The sequence below is a fragment of the Micromonospora sp. WMMD1155 genome (genome assembly GCF_029581275.1).
Taxonomy (GTDB): domain Bacteria; phylum Actinomycetota; class Actinomycetes; order Mycobacteriales; family Micromonosporaceae; genus Micromonospora.
Window position 1 is genome coordinate 5,165,278 of the sequence record NZ_CP120742.1, and the last position, 14,913, is coordinate 5,180,190.

Sequence of the window (14,913 nt, forward strand, 5' to 3'; positions counted from 1 at the left end):
GCCCTTATCGATACGGACGAACTCGTTCAGTGGATCAATGTGTGGCGGTTGTCGTCGCTTGCTGCTCCAGCGTCTCGCCGGACCCCGGGTTCGTCGGTCGCCAGCGGAACAGGCGCAGGCTGTTGAGGACGACGAGCACGCTGGAGCAGGCCATCGCGGCGGCGGCGAGCATCGGGGTGACCAGTCCGACGGCGGCCAGCGGGATCATCAGGCTGTTGTAGGCGAACGCCCAGAACAGGTTGATCTTGATGGTGCGCAGGGTCGCCCGGGCCAGGGTCAGCGCGTCGACCACTGCGGTCAGGTCCACGGTGCCCGCGTGAGCGCGGACGATCGTTACGTCACTGGCCTCGATGGCGATGTCGCTGCCGGTCGCGATCGCCATTCCCAGGTCGGCTTCGGCGAGCGCGGCCGCGTCGTTGATGCCATCGCCGACCATGGCCACCGTCGCGCCCTCGTCGCGCAACCGCCGTACCGTGGCAGCTTTCACCTCGGGGGTGACCCCGGCAATGGTCTCCGTGAGTCCTACCTGCGCGGCCACATTGCCCGCCGCGGCGGCGGTGTCGCCGGTCAACAGGACCGGTCGCAGCCCGAGCGCGCGCAGCCGCCGCACGGTGGGCCCGGCGGACTCCCGCACCGTGTCCGCCACGGTGATCCACCCCCGCAGCTGCCCGCCCCAGGCCACGTAGACGACCGTGTCCACAGTGTCGGTCACCTCGGCGACGTCGACGCCGTCGAGCGCCAGGAGCCGGGTGTTTCCGACGGTGATGCGGACCCGGTCGACGGTGCCCCGGGCCCCGAGCCCCGCCTCGGCGTGGAAATCGTCGACCTGCGGCAGGTCCGGCCCGAGTTCGGCCCCGGCGGCGATCACGATGGCGTGGGCGATCGGGTGCTCGGAGTTCGTTTCGATGGCGGCGGTCACGCGCAGCAGGTCGTCTCGGCGTACACCCGAGACGGGATGCACGCCGGTGACCCGCATCCGGCCGGTGGTCAGGGTGCCGGTCTTGTCGAGCACGATGGTGTCGATGCGGCGGGCCGATTCCAGCGCCGCCACTCCACGGATCAAGATGCCCAGTTGCGCGCCGCGACCGGTGCCGACGAGCAGGGCGGTGGGTGTGGCCAGGCCGAGAGCACACGGACAGGCGACGATCAGCACCGCCACGGCCACCCCGACCGCCGTCGAAGTGGGGGCCAGGACCAGCCACCCGGCGAAGGTGGCCAGGGCGATCACCAACACGAACGGGACGAAGACCCCCGCGACCTCGTCAGCGAGGCGCTGAATCCGGGCTTTGCCCGCCTGGGCTTCGGTCACCAGTCGGGTGATCTGCGCGAGCCGGGTGTCGCCGCCGACCCGGCTCGCCCGCACGACGAGTCGACCTCCGGTGTTCACGGTGGCCCCGGTCACCGCTGAACCCGGGCCCACCTCGACCGGAACGCTCTCTCCGGTGAGGAAGGCGACGTCGACCGCGCTGACGCCGGTCTCGACCACGCCGTCGGTGGCGATCTTCTCGCCGGGACGCACCACGAACAGGTCGCCGACGCGTAGGTCGCTGATCGGGGTACGCAGTTCGGCGCCGTTGGTGTCGAGGACGGCGACGTCCTTCGCGCCCAACTCGGCCAGTGCGCGTACGGCCGAGCCGGCCCGGTGACGACCCCGGGCCTCGATCCAGCGACCGGCCAGCAGGAACGTCACCAGGGCCGCGCCGACCTCGAAGTACAGCGCATGGTCGTGCCCGGAGAACCAGGACAGGCTCATCCGTAGGTCCGGTCGTCCGGCGGGTGTGCCCAGCAGCGCCCACAGGCTCCACAGGTAGGAGACCAGTGCGCCGAGGGAGACCAGCGTGTCCATCGTGGCGGCGCCCTGGCGGGCGTTGGCCAGCGCCGCCCGATGAAACGGCCGACCCGCCCAACCGACGATCGGTGCCGTCAGTGCGGCGACGACCCACTGCCAGTACGGGAACTGGATGGCCGGTGTCATCGACAGCGTCAGCACCGGAACGGCGAGCGCGGCCGCGACAAGCAACCGTTGCCGGGTGGTGGTCGTCGGGTCTTCGCCGTCATCGGCCTCTGTCGGGGGCGCTGGCGGCCGGGCGGTGTAGCCCATCGCGGTCACCGTGGCCACCAGATCCGGCACCGGCACAGCCGGGATGTGCTCGACCGTGGCGGTGGCGGTGGCGAAGTTGACAGTGGCCCGTACGCCGTCGATCCGATTGAGCTTGCGCTCGATGCGGTTGGCGCAGGCCGCGCAGGTCATGCCCCCGATCGCGAGCGAGGTGAGCAGCGGATCGACGGTGGTGGTCATGCGAGTGCGCCGGCCAGCTCGAAGCCGGCCTCGTCCACCGCCCGTTCGACGTCGGCCAGCGCCAGGGTCTCGGCGCTGTGAACGGTGACGTTGCCCGCGCCGAGATCGACATCGACGTTCTCGACGCCCGGCAGTGCGCTGAGCTCGGCGGTGATGGACTGGGCGCAGTGCCCACAGGTCATACCCCGAACCTGGTACGTGGATTGCACGATGACCTCTTCCGAATCAGCCGGATCCGCACGACGTGCGGTGAGAGACGGAGTCGGCACCCTGCCCTGGTGTCGACCATGGGTGGCACACCGCGGATGATCCTGCGGTGGCATGTCCCGGCTCCGCATCATGGTACGCGGGAAATGTCGATGCGGTTCAGTGGATCGTGCTCATTCCCGCGACATCTCGTCGAGAACCAGCAGAGTCTCTCGACGTAACCAGCCGCGCTGGACGTCGCACTCTCGGGTGGCGAGGGCGGCCTCCACAACGTGGGCGTCAAGAAACGGGCGGTGGACGCACATGCCGTCCGGGTCGGCCACCACCCGGTGAGCCACGGGTTACCGGAGATCGGGTCGCGCACGACCCGACGGGGACCCGCCGACCACCGGTCGCCGAGGACACCCGAGGGGCGGTGACTCACCGCCCAGCATCGGGTGTTGACCGTGTCGGACGCCAATCTAGGCGGTGGTCACGTCGTCCAGGGCGCCCGCCCGGGCGAGGCCGACGATGTCGCTGAGCTGGCCGCCGCTGAGCCGGATCGCGTTGCCGAAGTCGTCGGTGATGACGACTCGCTGCTCGGCTGGCGCGTCGGGGTCGATGTACAGCTCGGGGCATCCGCAGTTGCAGTTGCCGCACAGGGTGAGCACGTGTACCAGGCCGTCGGCTGCCACGGGTGCCTCCACTCGTCGGTCGTCGCTGACCACGCTAGAGCCGACCGGCTCGGCTTCGCGGACCCCGACCCGGCTTTGTCGGTCGGTGACTATCCCTCCTCGAGCGGGAACCCGGCAGAGGTACCGACCGACTATCAGTGATTGCGTTGGCGGGTTACCGGATCCGTCGGCCGAGGGTCCGATTGAGCAGACCCAGCAGCAGCGCTGCCGCACCGAGGACGACACCGGCCACGGCGACGGCCAGCGCCACGCCCGCTGGCCGGTCGGCCACGGCCGCCGTCGTCGGGGCGCCCGCAACCGGCATGCCGTGTTCGTCGACGCCGGTGGCCGCCGCCTCGTCCAGGCGGAGAACGATGGCGGGGTTGTCCGGCTCGGGGCCACCCGGCGTCGGCTCCTCGATCCACCGCGAGACCACGCCGTCGGCGTACGTCTGAAGGGCCTTGAAAACGACCCGGTCGCCGGTGGTCGGCAACGGGCCCACGGAGACGCTGAACTCCTGGAACTGGGTGCCGTCGATGGCGTCCTCGGCAGTCGCCGCCGTCCAGGTCACCGAGGTGATCGCCTCGGTGACGGTCGCTGAGCCGACCTTGACCGGCGTGGCGAGAGGACCGTCCTCGACAGTCGCGCGCCAACCGGCGAGCTTGTGCACCGCCGCCGAGGTGATCGGCGTGGTCTCGGGCATCACGATGCGTACGCTCGTCGTCGCCGCCTCGGCGCGTTCGTTGGGCACCCGGAACGTCAGGGTGGTGAATCCGCCCGGTGGGGCCTGGGCGGGGCTCACCGAGACGTGGGCCTGCGCCGGGCCGCCCGGCGCCAACGCGATCACCGCTCCCACGAGCAGCGCGAGGGCGATCCGAGCGGGGACGTGTGGCATCACGCAACTCCTTCTGCTGGCCGAGGGTGGCGTAGCCCAGGTCGCGGCGCCGGCTGTCGCACGCGGTCCATCATCTCGTGGATGCCGTCACGGGGCGTGCCAGGGGTGCGCCAGGCGACATGGGCGTCGGGTCGCAGCAGCAGAGCTCCATCGTCGCGCAGTCCGCAGCGACCGAGGAAGTCCGCCCGGGTGGGTTGCGACAGCGCGTCGTCGAGGACGTGCACGGTCAGTGGAACGCCGGCGTGCCGCGCCTGCTGGACCGCGGTCGGGGCCCAGGCCGCCGCCGGTCCGGCGAGCAGGGTGAAACCCTCGCCGGCTACCAGATCGAGGGTGGACAGGGTTTCCCCCTGGTCGAGCCAGACGTGGGGGAGGCGGTGACCCGGCCGGCCGGTGGGGACGTAGTCGGCGACCGGATTCCCCGGGGGTGGGTCCGTGCCGTCACTGATGACAGCGGCGGAGGTGTAGTGGTATCCGAGCACGAGTCCTTCGCTGGGCCGTCCTCGCGGGGGCGCACCGGTGCGCTGCGCGTCGATGGTGTCGACCAGGCGCAGGTGGCTCTCGGCGGCGCTGGCGAGTGCGACCGGTCGGCGTTCGGGGTCGTAGGTGTCGAGCAGCGCCGGGTCAGCCCAGCCGTGGTGGACGGCGGCGAGTTTCCAGGCCAGGTTGTCGGCGTCGGCGATGCCGCAGTTCATGCCGAAACCCCCGTACGGGGTGGTGACGTGGGCGGCGTCGCCGGCCAGGAAGACCGGGCCGTGCCGGAAGCGATCGGCGACCTGCGCCGCGGCGTGCCACACCTGACGGCCGACCACGGTGACCGTCAGGTCGGGCAGGCCGGCGGCGGCGCGGATCAGCCCGATGCAGGCGGCGTCGTCGAGACTGTCGAGGTCAACGTCGTCACCGTCGGCGACGAGGTTGAACAGCCACCGATGCTGGTTGTCGACGGCGAGGAACGCACCGTGCAGGCCGGGTTGGGTGATCGTGTAGACGGCGCACGGCCGGTCGGCGATGTGCTGGCCGAGGTCGGCGTCGAAGAGGATGTTCAGGTTGCGGGAAACACCGGACGGGCCGGCCATGGCGATGTCGAGCCGCTGACGAATCCCGCTGCGGGCGCCGTCCGCGGCGACGAGATACCGCGCGCGCAGCCGGTCACCGCGACCACCGCTGCGCAACCCCACCGTGACACCGTCGGGATCCACGACGAGATCTACGAGTTCGGTGCCGAATCGGATCCGGTCGGGCTGAAGCCGTTGCGCGTGCGCGCGCAGCAGCGGTTCGAGGCGGTCCTGCGAGCAGAGCAGCGTGTAGGTGGGGCTGGGCACCGGCGGTCGAGCGCCGGGGCCGGTGACGATGCGGGTGCCGGACGGGTCGGTGAGGGTGCGGCCCGTGTAGAAGGCCAGGTGTTCGCGCGGCAGGCCGGCAGCGGTGATGTCCTTCTCCAGCTCCCACGAGCGGAAGATCTCCATGCTGCGGATGCTCAGGGCCCTGCCCTTGGGGAAAACGGCGGTGTCCGGGTGCTGCTCGACCAGGGTGGCCGGGACACCGAGCTGTCCAAGGCGGATCGCCAGGCTCAGCCCGACCGGGCCGCCGCCGACGACGAGCACGGGGATCATCAGGTCTCCTACGGCAGGGGCCGGTGGGGGTGCGACCGCCGCACCCCCACCGGCCGGACCAACCGCGTCGCTCAGGGTTTGAGCGCCGCGGTCAGTCGTTCAGTGTTGGTCTTGAAAACCCCGAGGAGGTCCAGGTCGGAGCCGGGATAGTTGACGATGTCGACGCGGGTGGCACCGGGAATGTCGGGATTGGCGCCGGGCAGGTGGGCGTTGGCCAGCACCAGAGCCGGCTTCTTCGCGGTCAGGTCGGCGAGCTGACTCGGGCTCACCGGCTGCGGGCCGTACGTGCCCGCCACGGTGATCCCGGCGAACTCGGCCCAGTACGCCATGAACAGGTGCGACACCGCGGTCGGCGCCGGACTGGGTAGCGCGGACTTCGCCTGAGCGGACAGCTTCGCGTACTCCGTGGTGAAGGTGGAGTTCCAGGCGGTCGCCGCGTCGGCGGTGCCGAACAGGCCGGCCAACCGGGTCACCTCCGAGGTGATCTTGCCGGGGGTGTTCTCCAACTGCACGGGGACGAGCTTGCCGGACCCGCCCGCGGCGTCTTTCAACTTGGCGGCGAAGCCGTCGAACTCCGCGTACAGGATGTAGTCGGCGCCGGCGACGGCGGCGAGGTCGCTGGGCTTGGGGTCGTAGTCCGGTGGGTGCTGCACGTTGGCCGGGGCGACAACGGTGATGTCGGCGGCCCCGGCGGCCTTGGCCAACCCGCCGACCCAACTGGTGGAGGCGACCACCTTCGGTCCCTTCGCTCCTGGCGTCGCGCTGGTGCCCGGTGCCGGATCGTCAGTGCTGCCACACCCGCTGGCCAGCAGGGACAGGGTCGCCACCGCGCTCAGCGCGGCGGCCCGGAACAATCGCATCACGTGCTCCTTCAGGAATCAGGTAGGTGAGCAGGGTCAACGCCCCCGCCACCAGGACGAGGACGGGACCCGGTGGCTGATCGATCAGCAGGGCGACGGCGAACCCGGCGGTGTTGCCGACCACACCGAGGGCCACCGCCCAGAGCACCATCGACCGCAACGACCGGCCGAGGTTGCGGGCGCCCAGCGCGGGGAGGATGGTCAGCGCGTCGACCAGCAGCGCCCCGGTCAACCGGATCGACGCGCCGATCGACACGGCGACGACGACGAGCAGCGCCAGCAGCAGCGGCCCGGCGGCGACACCGGAGCAGAGTGCCACCTCGCGGTCGAACAGCAGCAACGCGAGTTGCCGGCGCCACCGCCAGAACAGGACGTGCACCACGACGGTCAGCGCGCCCAGGATGATCAGGTCGATCTCGCGGGTGGCCAGGATCGACCCCCAGAGCAACTCGAACGCGCCGGTGGCGTTGACCCCGGACACCGACAGCACGAGCAGGGCGGCGGCGATCGCGAAGGTCATCAGCAGACCCATCGCCCCGGGCAGGCCGGTCGGCCGGCGGGCGAGGGGTGCGACACCGGCGCCGGCCAGAGCGCACGCGACGAGCCCGCAGAGCACGGGGTCGAGGCCGGCGAGCAGCCCGACGGCGATACCGAGCAGCGCCACGTGCATCATCGCGAACCGCACGGCGATGATGTCCAGACCGATGATGAACACCCCGACGATCGGCAGGCCGACGGCGGCGATCAGCAGGCCGATCGCCGAGCGCTGCACGGCCGGCAGGGCGAGCAGATCGAGGAAGCCGTCCACGGCTCAGATCACCCGCAGCTTCCCGGCGGCCATCTCGGCCACCCGGTCACAGGCGCGGGTCATCGCCCGGTCGTGCGACACCACGATCACCGTGATCGGAAGCTTCGCCAGCAGGGTGGCGACCTGCTCCTGGCCGTCGAAGTCCAACGCGGCGGTGGGTTCGTCGGCGAACAGGGCCCGGGCCCCGGCGGCGACCGCGCCGAGCGCCCGGGCCAGGAACACGCGCTGCAACTGCCCGCCGGAGAGGGTGTGCAGCGGTCGGTGGCCGAGCCCGCCGACGTCGAGTTGGTCGGCTGCCTCGCGGGCGGCGTCGGGATGCCCGCCGCTGTCGAGGAGCTCGTCGACCAGCAGCGGGAAGCGGCCCGGCGCGAGGCGCTGCGGCACCCAGGCCACGTCCCGGCGTCGTCGCGCCCATTCGACACCGCTGCGGGCCGATTCCCCGCCCACGGTGACCGTGCCGCCGGTGGTGGGGTGCAGGCCGAGCGCGGCCCGCAGCAGGGTCGTCTTGCCGGAACCGTTCGCTCCGGTCAGGGCCACGTGTTCACCGGCGGCCACGTCGAGGTCGACCGCGTCGACCGCGGTACGCCGCCCGTAGCGGCAGGTGACCCCCGTGAAGCTGACGGCGGCGGTCACTCGTCCTGCCCGATGAGTCGCTCACGCAGCCACCGCTTGTCGACCTTGCCTGCGGCGGACAGGGGCAGCGTGTCGAGCACGGCGAGGCGCTCGGGCAGCTTGGCGTGCTCCAGCCCGTGCGTGTCAGTGAGGTAGCCGGCCAACTCGGTGAGCGTCGGGGCGTCGGCGCCGTCGCGGACGGCGATGCAGGCCGCCATCCGTTCACCCATCAGCCGGTCGGGGACGCCGACGCAGGCGACCTGCCGCACCGCGGGGTGTTGGGCGATGAGCAGCTCCACCTCGACGGGGGACAGGTTGCGTCCACCCCGGATGATGATCTCGTTGCGCCGGCCCACGACATGCAGGAACCCGTCGGCGTCGACGCGGCCGAGATCACCGGTGCGCACCCACCCGCCCTCGACCCGGTACCGCTCGTCGAACTCCGGGTCGACGTAACAGAGCGGGCTCATGGGCCCGAGGCCCCAGATCTCGCCGACCTCGCCGGGCGCGACGTCGGTGTCGTCGTCGCCGACGACCCGTACGGTTGCCACCGCCGGGTTGGGTCGACCCACCGCGTCGTGCACCGCGGCCGGCGGGTCGAGGGGGTCGGTGGTGCAGTTGACCCCGTCGGCGGAGCCGTAGCAGTTGACGAACGCCGCGTCGAAGCGGTCCCGGCAGGACTGCACGGTGGCCGGGTCGACCCGTGACCCGCCGGCCACCACCGCCCGCAGCGACGCGGTGCTCGTCGTGGCCAGGCGGGGGTGGTCGAGCATCATCGTGAACATCGTCGGCACCCCGAACACCAGCGACGGTTGGTGCGTGTCGATCAGCTCCAGGGCGCGACCGGCGTCGAAGCGGGACTGCACGAGCAGGGTGCCACCGTGTCGGGCGATCGTCACCGCGCTGCCCGAGGAGCCGAAGGACGAGGCGAGGGGCACCAGGAACAGGTTGCGCATCGGCTCGTCACTCTGATGCAGGGCGGCGATGAAGGCACCACGTCCGCCAGCCAGGGCGTCGTGCGAGTAGACGATCATCTTCGGGGCGGCCTCGGAACCGGAGGAGACGAGGATCCGCGCGGGCGCCGACGCCGAGGTGGCCACCGGTGTCGCCAGCGGCGCCCCGTCGGCCAGCCAGCCCTCCAGGCTGTCCGGACCGTCGAGGCCGGCCACCAGCACGGTCCGCAGGTCCGGCAGCTCCGGTCGCAGTGTCGCCAGGGTGTCGGCGTAGTGGTGGTCACCGACCTTGTGCGCGACGACCGCGACGGCGGCCCGGGAGCGGCGCAGCAGGGTGAGCGTGTCGCGGCGGCCCCGCCCGACGGGGTACGGCAGGACGACCGCGCCGATCGCCGCAGCGGCCAGGTCCACCGCGACCGGCCGCCACCCGTTGGGCAGCTGCACCGCGATCACCTCACCGGGCGCCACACCGTCACGTCGCAACGCGCCGGCCAGCCGCAGCGTCGTGGCCTGTAGTTGCGCGTACGTGATCTCGCCGTCGTCGTCGATCACCGCCACCCGGTCCGGGTGCGCGACGGCGTGCTCGGCGAACAGGTCGTACAGGGTGCGGCCGGGGTAGTGACCGGTGCGGGCCCACCAGTCACGCAGCGCAGCGGGGACCAGGTCGCGCACGGGCAGCACGGTCATGACGTGAACCTCCACGGTGGGCGGACGAAGGCGCACCCGTCGATCTCGATCAGACCGGTCGTTGCCGGGTCGTCGGCCAGCTCACCCGGGTCAGGGCACACCCGCACCGCCGACACCCCCACCGCCGCGAGACGGCTCACCGCCTGATCGGTGGTGAGCGTGCCCGGGTCACCGAGGGTGGCTTCCGCGACCACGGGGTCGCTGCCGACGGCGAGCACGATGTGCCCGTCGGTGACCGACACCGGCATGTCCCACCGCGTCCACGTCGGCTGGACCGTGGGCAGAGGCGCCTGCAGGACCCCGGCCGCTGACAGCAACGAGGTGTCCACCCGCTGCCCGCGGCGGTCTCGCTGACGGGCGACGAGCGCCGCCAGCACACCTTCGGCGCAGACCAGCCCGCCCAGGACGTCCAACAGCGTCATCAACGAACCGGCGCGCGGCTCCCCGGCCGGCCGCAGTTGTTCGCCGAGCCCGGTGTACGCCTGAGCGACGAAGTCGGTGCCCGGCGGCGCGTCCGCCCCGCGTGCGTCACCCCAGCCTGAGGCGTACGCGTACACCAGGCCGGGGTTGCTCGCGGTGAAATCGGCGGAGTCGAGGCCGAACTCGGCGGCCTTGCCGGGCGCCCAGTTGTGCAGGAAGACGTGCGCGCCGTCGACCAGGTTCCGCACTGTCGAGCGGCCGGAGGCCGAGCGTAGATCCACCTCGACGATCCGCTTGCCGCGATTGAGGGCCAGGAAGCGGGCCGAGCAGTCACCGACCATCGGCGGCATCCCGCGCAGCGGGTCGCCGCCGGCCGGCTCCACCCGGGTCACCTCCGCGCCGAGCAGACGCAGCACGTGACCGGCGAGAGGCCCCTGGATGCGACGGCCGGCCTCGACCACCCGCAGCCCGTGAAGCGGAAGCCGTCCGGCCGGCAACTCCGGCAGGTCAGCCGCGGGAAGGCCGGCACTGATCTTCCAGGGCGTACCGAACCGGCCCTCCGCGTCGACGTCCGCGCGGCGGGCCGCGAGCCCGCGGACCTCCTGCACGGCCACGCCGGCAGCCTGCGCGCTCACACACAAATCGACGAATGGTGTCCGCCGGGTGATCTCGTGCAGAGCGGGTGGGATCGGCGCGGCGGCGGTGGCGTAGCGCAGGACGAAGGCCCGCCAACCTCGCGCCACGTCGCCGGGCGCCGCGCCAAGCGAGGTCCACCATCGGCGCCACGGCTCCGGATCCAGGGTCTCCACCTCGAAGACGACCCCGTCGAGGGCGGTGAACGGCGGTGGCACACCGGGCTCGCTCACCTCGCCGGTGTCGTCGCCGTCCTCAGCGCTCCCGGCCGCGAGGTACTGCGACACCGTGAGCATCGCAGCCCCGGCCACGCTCACCCGCACCGACCCGGTGCGCTGCCCGCGTGATCCGGCCAGCAGAGCGGCCAACGCACCCTGCGCCGCAACCACGCCGGCCACAGTGGACACATAGGGCACCCCGATGCGTGCGGGGCTTCCGCTGGCCCGACCGTGCACGGCCATCAGCCCCAGGGCAGCCTGGGCGGTCACCTCGTCCAACCGGCGGCCGGTGAGGTCCTGCCAATCGGTGTGCACATCGATGGCGTCGACCCGTAGCGGACCACCGCCGACGTGGCTCGCGCCCAGCAGGGACAGGTGCTCGACGACGATCGCGTCCGCCGCTGTCACAGCATCGCCGCGAACGCGTGTCCCGGTGAGCGGCAAGGCGTCGACCTGCCCGTCCACCACAAGATCGCTACGCACCGGCGTCACCGGCATGCGCTACGTTGATCGCCCGCATACCTCAATAGTCGTGACACACATCGAGGTAGTTCCCACGATCTTCGGGAGTTTGTCGATGACCGACCAAGCGGCGGCCCGCACCGAGCTGGCCGCCAGCGTCAGTGCGTTCATAGCGGATCGGGTCATCCCCGTCGAGCCGCTCCTGCTCGCCGGTGGCTCGCCCGCCGTGCAGGCCATGACGGCACTGCACGCTGACGCGCGCGGGGCCGGACTGTGGGCCCTGCCGCTCCCGGCGCACCTCGGCGGATACGGTCTCGACCTCGCCGCCTACGCGCCGCTGGCCGAGGTGGAGGGACGATCCGACTTCGGGCCCACCGCGCTCGGCTCGGACCTGCTGCTCGACGCGCTGATGCTCGACCGGCACGCCACCGCGACGGTCCGGCACCGCCACCTGCTGCCGATGATCAGCGGCGCGGGTGGACCGAGTTTCGCCATGACTGAACCCGGCGTCGCCGGCTCGGACCCGTCCGCCCTGGGCACCACCGCCACCCGAGACGGCGACACCTGGCGGATCACCGGCCGCAAATGGTTCACCTCCCGCGCCGCCACCGCCGCCTTCACCACCGTCGTCTGCCGCACCGCACTACAGGCCGACAACAGGGAAGCCTTCTCCCTGCTGGTGGTGCCCACCGACGCTGCCGGCTACCGCATCGTGCGGGAACTGCCCGTCCTCGGCGCCGGCGGCCAGTACGAGATCTCTCTCGACGACGTTCGTGTGCCCGCCGACCATCTCCTCGGCGAGCCCGGCCACGGGCTACGCATCATCGGGGAGCGACTCGCACTCGGCCGGACCTTGCGTTGCCTACGCTGGCTCGGCCAGGCCCAACGCGCCCACGACCTCATGCTGACCCGGATGACCACCCGCCACGCCCACGGTGGCCCCCTTGCCGAGCAGCAACTCCTGCACCGCATCGTCTTCGACAGCCACGCCGACCTCGCCGCCGCCCGTGCCCTCACCCACGCCGCCGTCGACGCGCTCACCAACGGTGGCGACACCCGCATCGCCGTCGGCACCGCCAAGGTGGTCACCGCCCGCGCCCTGTGCGCCATCGTCGACCGGGCCATCCAGGTGCACGGCGCCGAAGGGCTCACCGACGACACCCCGCTGCCGATGCTGGCCCGCACCGCTCGCGCGGCCCGAATCCTCGACGGCCCCGACGAGCTGCACATCACCACCGTGGCCCGCCGCCTGCTGCGTCGAGGGCACTGACCTCTACCAGGGATGCTCCCGCACCCCGCCGGTCAGCACGGCAAGGACGGCAGCCAGGAAGTAGCTGCCCCAGACCAGCTCGTGCCGGACCGCGACACCGCCAGCAAGGTCGTAGCACCCGTCGCGCAGCACTCCCTCACCATCGAGGTGATGACCCACCACGTCGCTCACGATCGCACGGGCCGCCGCGCCCCAGGCATCGTCGGCGGTCACCTCGGACAGGGTGAGCAAACCGGCCGCAGCGATCACCGCCGCCGAGGTGTCCACCGGCGATCCAGGTCGACCGAGCACCGCAACCGGCACCTGCTGCCCGAACCGCGCAAGCCACCAGCTCGCCGCCCGGCAACCCGCATCGGTGAATCCGCCGCCCCACCGCCGCGCGGCCACCGCCAAGCCCAACACACCCCACGCCTGCCCCCGCGCCCAACCAGCCGAAAGGTCACCCCCGCCGGCCGCTGTGCCATCGGGACGAAGGACTGCCTCCGGGCGAATGCCGCCGTCAACGCCCACCAGCAGCTCGACATGCCGTTCGGCATGGGTGCGGGCCAGGCCGTCCAGGTCCCGTGCGCCCGCGTCAGCGGCCATCGCGAGCAGCGCCACGGTCCCCGCCAACGCGTCCACGCCCGCCCGTGGGGTCGGATCCGCGCCGAACGCACCACCCACCGGCATCAACCCCAGCCGAGGGTCGAAGCTGTCGGCCAGCGCGGCCGCCCCGTCGCGGGCGACCCGCCCGGCGAGCACGTCCCCGCACAGCCGGTGGCCCTGACCCGCGCCGTACCAGAAGGTCATCCCCCTGGTCACCGTGTCGTCGGCCGCCCGAGGTGCCAGTCGGAGCGTCCATTGCTGAGCGACGTTCTGGTCCGCGGGCAGCCCGGAAACGGCGGCCCTGAGCCACCACCACCCGACCCAGAAACCACCTGTCCACGAGCCGCGACGCGTCGACACCCAGTCACCGGAGACCGGATCCGCGTACAGCGGGAATCGATCGCCCACCTGCGCGGCGACGACCGTCACCCGCCGCAGCAGCGCCTCCAACGCTCCGCGCAGGTCGCCGTCGTTCACGCCGCGACCTTCGGCTGGGCGCTGGCCGACCGCACCCGCATCGCGAGCATCGCCGTGCCGACGAACACCGCCGCGACCACCAGCCACGCCGCCCCCCACCCGCCGGCGTCAGCACACCAGCCGACGGTGGTTGGTCCGACGACGAAGCCGCCGAAGAAACCCACCGACACCAGCCCTGACGCCTGCCCCAGAGCCTTTCCGTGGCGTAGCACCATCAGCATCGACAGCGCGTTCGCCGCCGTCGCCGATCCGCCCACCACCACCGCGCCGACCCAGACCAGGCCCGCCCAAAGATGATCAGCCGAAAGCACCAGCAGGACCCCGACGACTGCCGCGGCAGCCAGCCACACCAGGGCAACGGCCACCTCCGCGCTCCGGTCAGCCCACCGGCCCCACCAGACCCGGGCCAGCAGACCCGTCACCCCGAACGCGGCGAGCAGAGCCCCACCCACACCCGTGCCCAGGCCCAGCCGCTGCGTCGCGTAGAGCGGAAGGTAGGTGTTCACCGCCGCCAGCCCGGTGCCCAGCAGCAGAGAGAACGCGACCAGCCAGGTCAACCAACCGGTCGGTGCCGACAGCCGCCACCACGAGCCCGCCGTCGCCCGGCGCGCGGCGGCCGGAACCCACCACCACACCGCGATCACCGTCGCCAACGGCACCAACGCCGACACCCGCAACGCCACCCGCCAGTCGGCCAGAGTTGCCACCGCCGGCAGGACAAGTCCGCAGGCGAACGCCGCCAGCTGTACCCCCGCCTGCTTCACCCCGATGGCGCTACCCCGACGCTGCGGCGGAACCGCCCCGGCGACCAGCACATTCGTCGCAGGGTTGGCCAGTGCCTGCCCCAAGCCCGCCACTGCCACCGCCACCAGAAGCCAGCCGTAGCCGGGTGCCACGGACGCGCCGAGCAGGGCCACCAGCACGGCCACACACAACGCCAGGAGTCCTCGCCGCGCTCCGCCCAGGTCGATCAGGTGCCCGGCGATGAGCGACACCCCCGCCGCGACCGCGAACGACACCGTCACCAAGGCGCCCACCGCCGTGCGGGACAGACCCAGGTCGGCAACCAGGAACGGGGCCAGCGCCGATGTCGCGTACAGCGCCGTCATCGACGTGGCCATCGCCGCCGTCGCGACACCCGTCGGAGCCCACCACCGCTCAGCCGCCATCACACACCCCGTTCCGGTCTGACACCGCGTCCGTCGAGTATCAGTCGGGCGACGACAGACGCGAGTTCCCGTAGCCACAAGAAGTGTCGACCAAC

The 14,913-nt window shown here is 72.0% G+C and carries 13 protein-coding genes; 1 reads left to right on the top strand and 12 read right to left on the bottom strand.

Features of this window, described 5'->3' with window-relative positions:
• Nucleotides 1–34: 34 nt before the first annotated feature.
• From O7617_RS23730 to O7617_RS23775, 10 genes are all read right to left on the bottom strand, one after another.
• Nucleotides 35–2,299: a heavy metal translocating P-type ATPase gene (locus tag O7617_RS23730; RefSeq protein ID WP_282258233.1), complete on the bottom strand. Its 2,265-nt coding sequence runs from the start codon at nucleotides 2,297–2,299 to the stop codon at nucleotides 35–37.
• Nucleotides 2,296–2,511: a heavy-metal-associated domain-containing protein gene (locus O7617_RS23735; RefSeq protein ID WP_282264855.1), complete on the bottom strand. Its 216-nt coding sequence runs from the start codon at nucleotides 2,509–2,511 to the stop codon at nucleotides 2,296–2,298. The genes O7617_RS23730 and O7617_RS23735 overlap by 4 nt, the downstream gene beginning before the upstream one ends.
• A 456-nt stretch (nucleotides 2,512–2,967) precedes the next feature.
• On the bottom strand, nucleotides 2,968–3,180 hold the full coding sequence (locus O7617_RS23740; RefSeq protein ID WP_282258234.1) for a hypothetical protein: 213 nt from the start codon (nucleotides 3,178–3,180) through the stop codon (nucleotides 2,968–2,970).
• A gap of 154 nt (nucleotides 3,181–3,334) precedes the next feature.
• Entirely contained in the window at nucleotides 3,335–4,054 is a 720-nt protein-coding gene (locus tag O7617_RS23745; RefSeq protein WP_282258235.1) for a YcnI family protein, read from the bottom strand.
• The gene (locus tag O7617_RS23750) at nucleotides 4,054–5,664 is read right to left on the bottom strand and encodes an FAD-dependent monooxygenase (protein WP_282258236.1); all 1,611 of its coding nucleotides are present in this window, start codon (nucleotides 5,662–5,664) and stop codon (nucleotides 4,054–4,056) included. The genes O7617_RS23745 and O7617_RS23750 overlap by 1 nt, the downstream gene beginning before the upstream one ends.
• Before the next feature lie 71 nt (nucleotides 5,665–5,735).
• Nucleotides 5,736–6,524 carry a zinc ABC transporter substrate-binding protein gene (locus O7617_RS23755; RefSeq protein ID WP_282258237.1) on the bottom strand — a complete coding sequence of 263 codons (789 nt, stop codon included), beginning with the start codon at nucleotides 6,522–6,524 and terminating at the stop codon, nucleotides 5,736–5,738.
• Nucleotides 6,448–7,332 (bottom strand): metal ABC transporter permease, encoded by an 885-nt coding sequence (locus O7617_RS23760; RefSeq protein ID WP_282258238.1) that lies wholly within the window; start codon nucleotides 7,330–7,332, stop codon nucleotides 6,448–6,450. Before O7617_RS23760 ends, O7617_RS23755 begins: the two co-directional genes overlap by 77 nt.
• A 3-nt stretch (nucleotides 7,333–7,335) precedes the next feature.
• Nucleotides 7,336–7,965 (bottom strand): ATP-binding cassette domain-containing protein, encoded by a 630-nt coding sequence (locus O7617_RS23765; RefSeq protein WP_282258239.1) that lies wholly within the window; start codon nucleotides 7,963–7,965, stop codon nucleotides 7,336–7,338.
• The gene (locus O7617_RS23770; RefSeq protein ID WP_282258240.1) at nucleotides 7,962–9,584 is read right to left on the bottom strand and encodes a class I adenylate-forming enzyme family protein; all 1,623 of its coding nucleotides are present in this window, start codon (nucleotides 9,582–9,584) and stop codon (nucleotides 7,962–7,964) included. The genes O7617_RS23765 and O7617_RS23770 overlap by 4 nt, the downstream gene beginning before the upstream one ends.
• A complete protein-coding gene (locus tag O7617_RS23775; RefSeq protein WP_282258241.1) occupies nucleotides 9,581–11,338 on the bottom strand; it encodes a CoA transferase in 1,758 nt (585 codons plus the stop codon). The genes O7617_RS23770 and O7617_RS23775 overlap by 4 nt, the downstream gene beginning before the upstream one ends.
• Nucleotides 11,339–11,432: 94 nt before the next feature.
• Between O7617_RS23775 and O7617_RS23780 the strand changes: the two genes are divergently transcribed.
• The gene (locus O7617_RS23780) at nucleotides 11,433–12,587 is read left to right on the top strand and encodes an acyl-CoA dehydrogenase family protein (RefSeq protein ID WP_282258242.1); all 1,155 of its coding nucleotides are present in this window, start codon (nucleotides 11,433–11,435) and stop codon (nucleotides 12,585–12,587) included.
• A gap of 3 nt (nucleotides 12,588–12,590) precedes the next feature.
• Here O7617_RS23780 and O7617_RS23785 read toward each other — a convergent pair whose 3' ends face one another.
• The gene (locus O7617_RS23785; RefSeq protein WP_282258243.1) at nucleotides 12,591–13,649 is read right to left on the bottom strand and encodes a hypothetical protein; all 1,059 of its coding nucleotides are present in this window, start codon (nucleotides 13,647–13,649) and stop codon (nucleotides 12,591–12,593) included.
• Nucleotides 13,646–14,818, bottom strand: a complete 1,173-nt coding sequence (locus O7617_RS23790; protein ID WP_282258244.1) for an MFS transporter — start codon at nucleotides 14,816–14,818, stop codon at nucleotides 13,646–13,648. The genes O7617_RS23785 and O7617_RS23790 overlap by 4 nt, the downstream gene beginning before the upstream one ends.
• Nucleotides 14,819–14,913 lie beyond the last annotated feature (95 nt).

What these genes read in the sequence shown, in the direction of transcription:
- O7617_RS23745 (WP_282258235.1), bottom strand. Translation starts at nt 4,054, where the DNA reads ATGCCACACGTCCCCGCTCGGATCGCCCTCGCGCTGCTCGTGGGAGCG.
- O7617_RS23730 (WP_282258233.1), bottom strand. Translation starts at nt 2,299, where the DNA reads ATGACCACCACCGTCGATCCGCTGCTCACCTCGCTCGCGATCGGGGGC.
- O7617_RS23790 (WP_282258244.1), bottom strand. Translation starts at nt 14,818, where the DNA reads ATGGCGGCTGAGCGGTGGTGGGCTCCGACGGGTGTCGCGACGGCGGCG.
- O7617_RS23750 (WP_282258236.1), bottom strand. Translation starts at nt 5,664, where the DNA reads ATGATCCCCGTGCTCGTCGTCGGCGGCGGCCCGGTCGGGCTGAGCCTG.
- O7617_RS23780 (WP_282258242.1), top strand. Translation starts at nt 11,433, where the DNA reads ATGACCGACCAAGCGGCGGCCCGCACCGAGCTGGCCGCCAGCGTCAGT.
- O7617_RS23755 (WP_282258237.1), bottom strand. Translation starts at nt 6,524, where the DNA reads ATGCGATTGTTCCGGGCCGCCGCGCTGAGCGCGGTGGCGACCCTGTCC.
- O7617_RS23770 (WP_282258240.1), bottom strand. Translation starts at nt 9,584, where the DNA reads ATGACCGTGCTGCCCGTGCGCGACCTGGTCCCCGCTGCGCTGCGTGAC.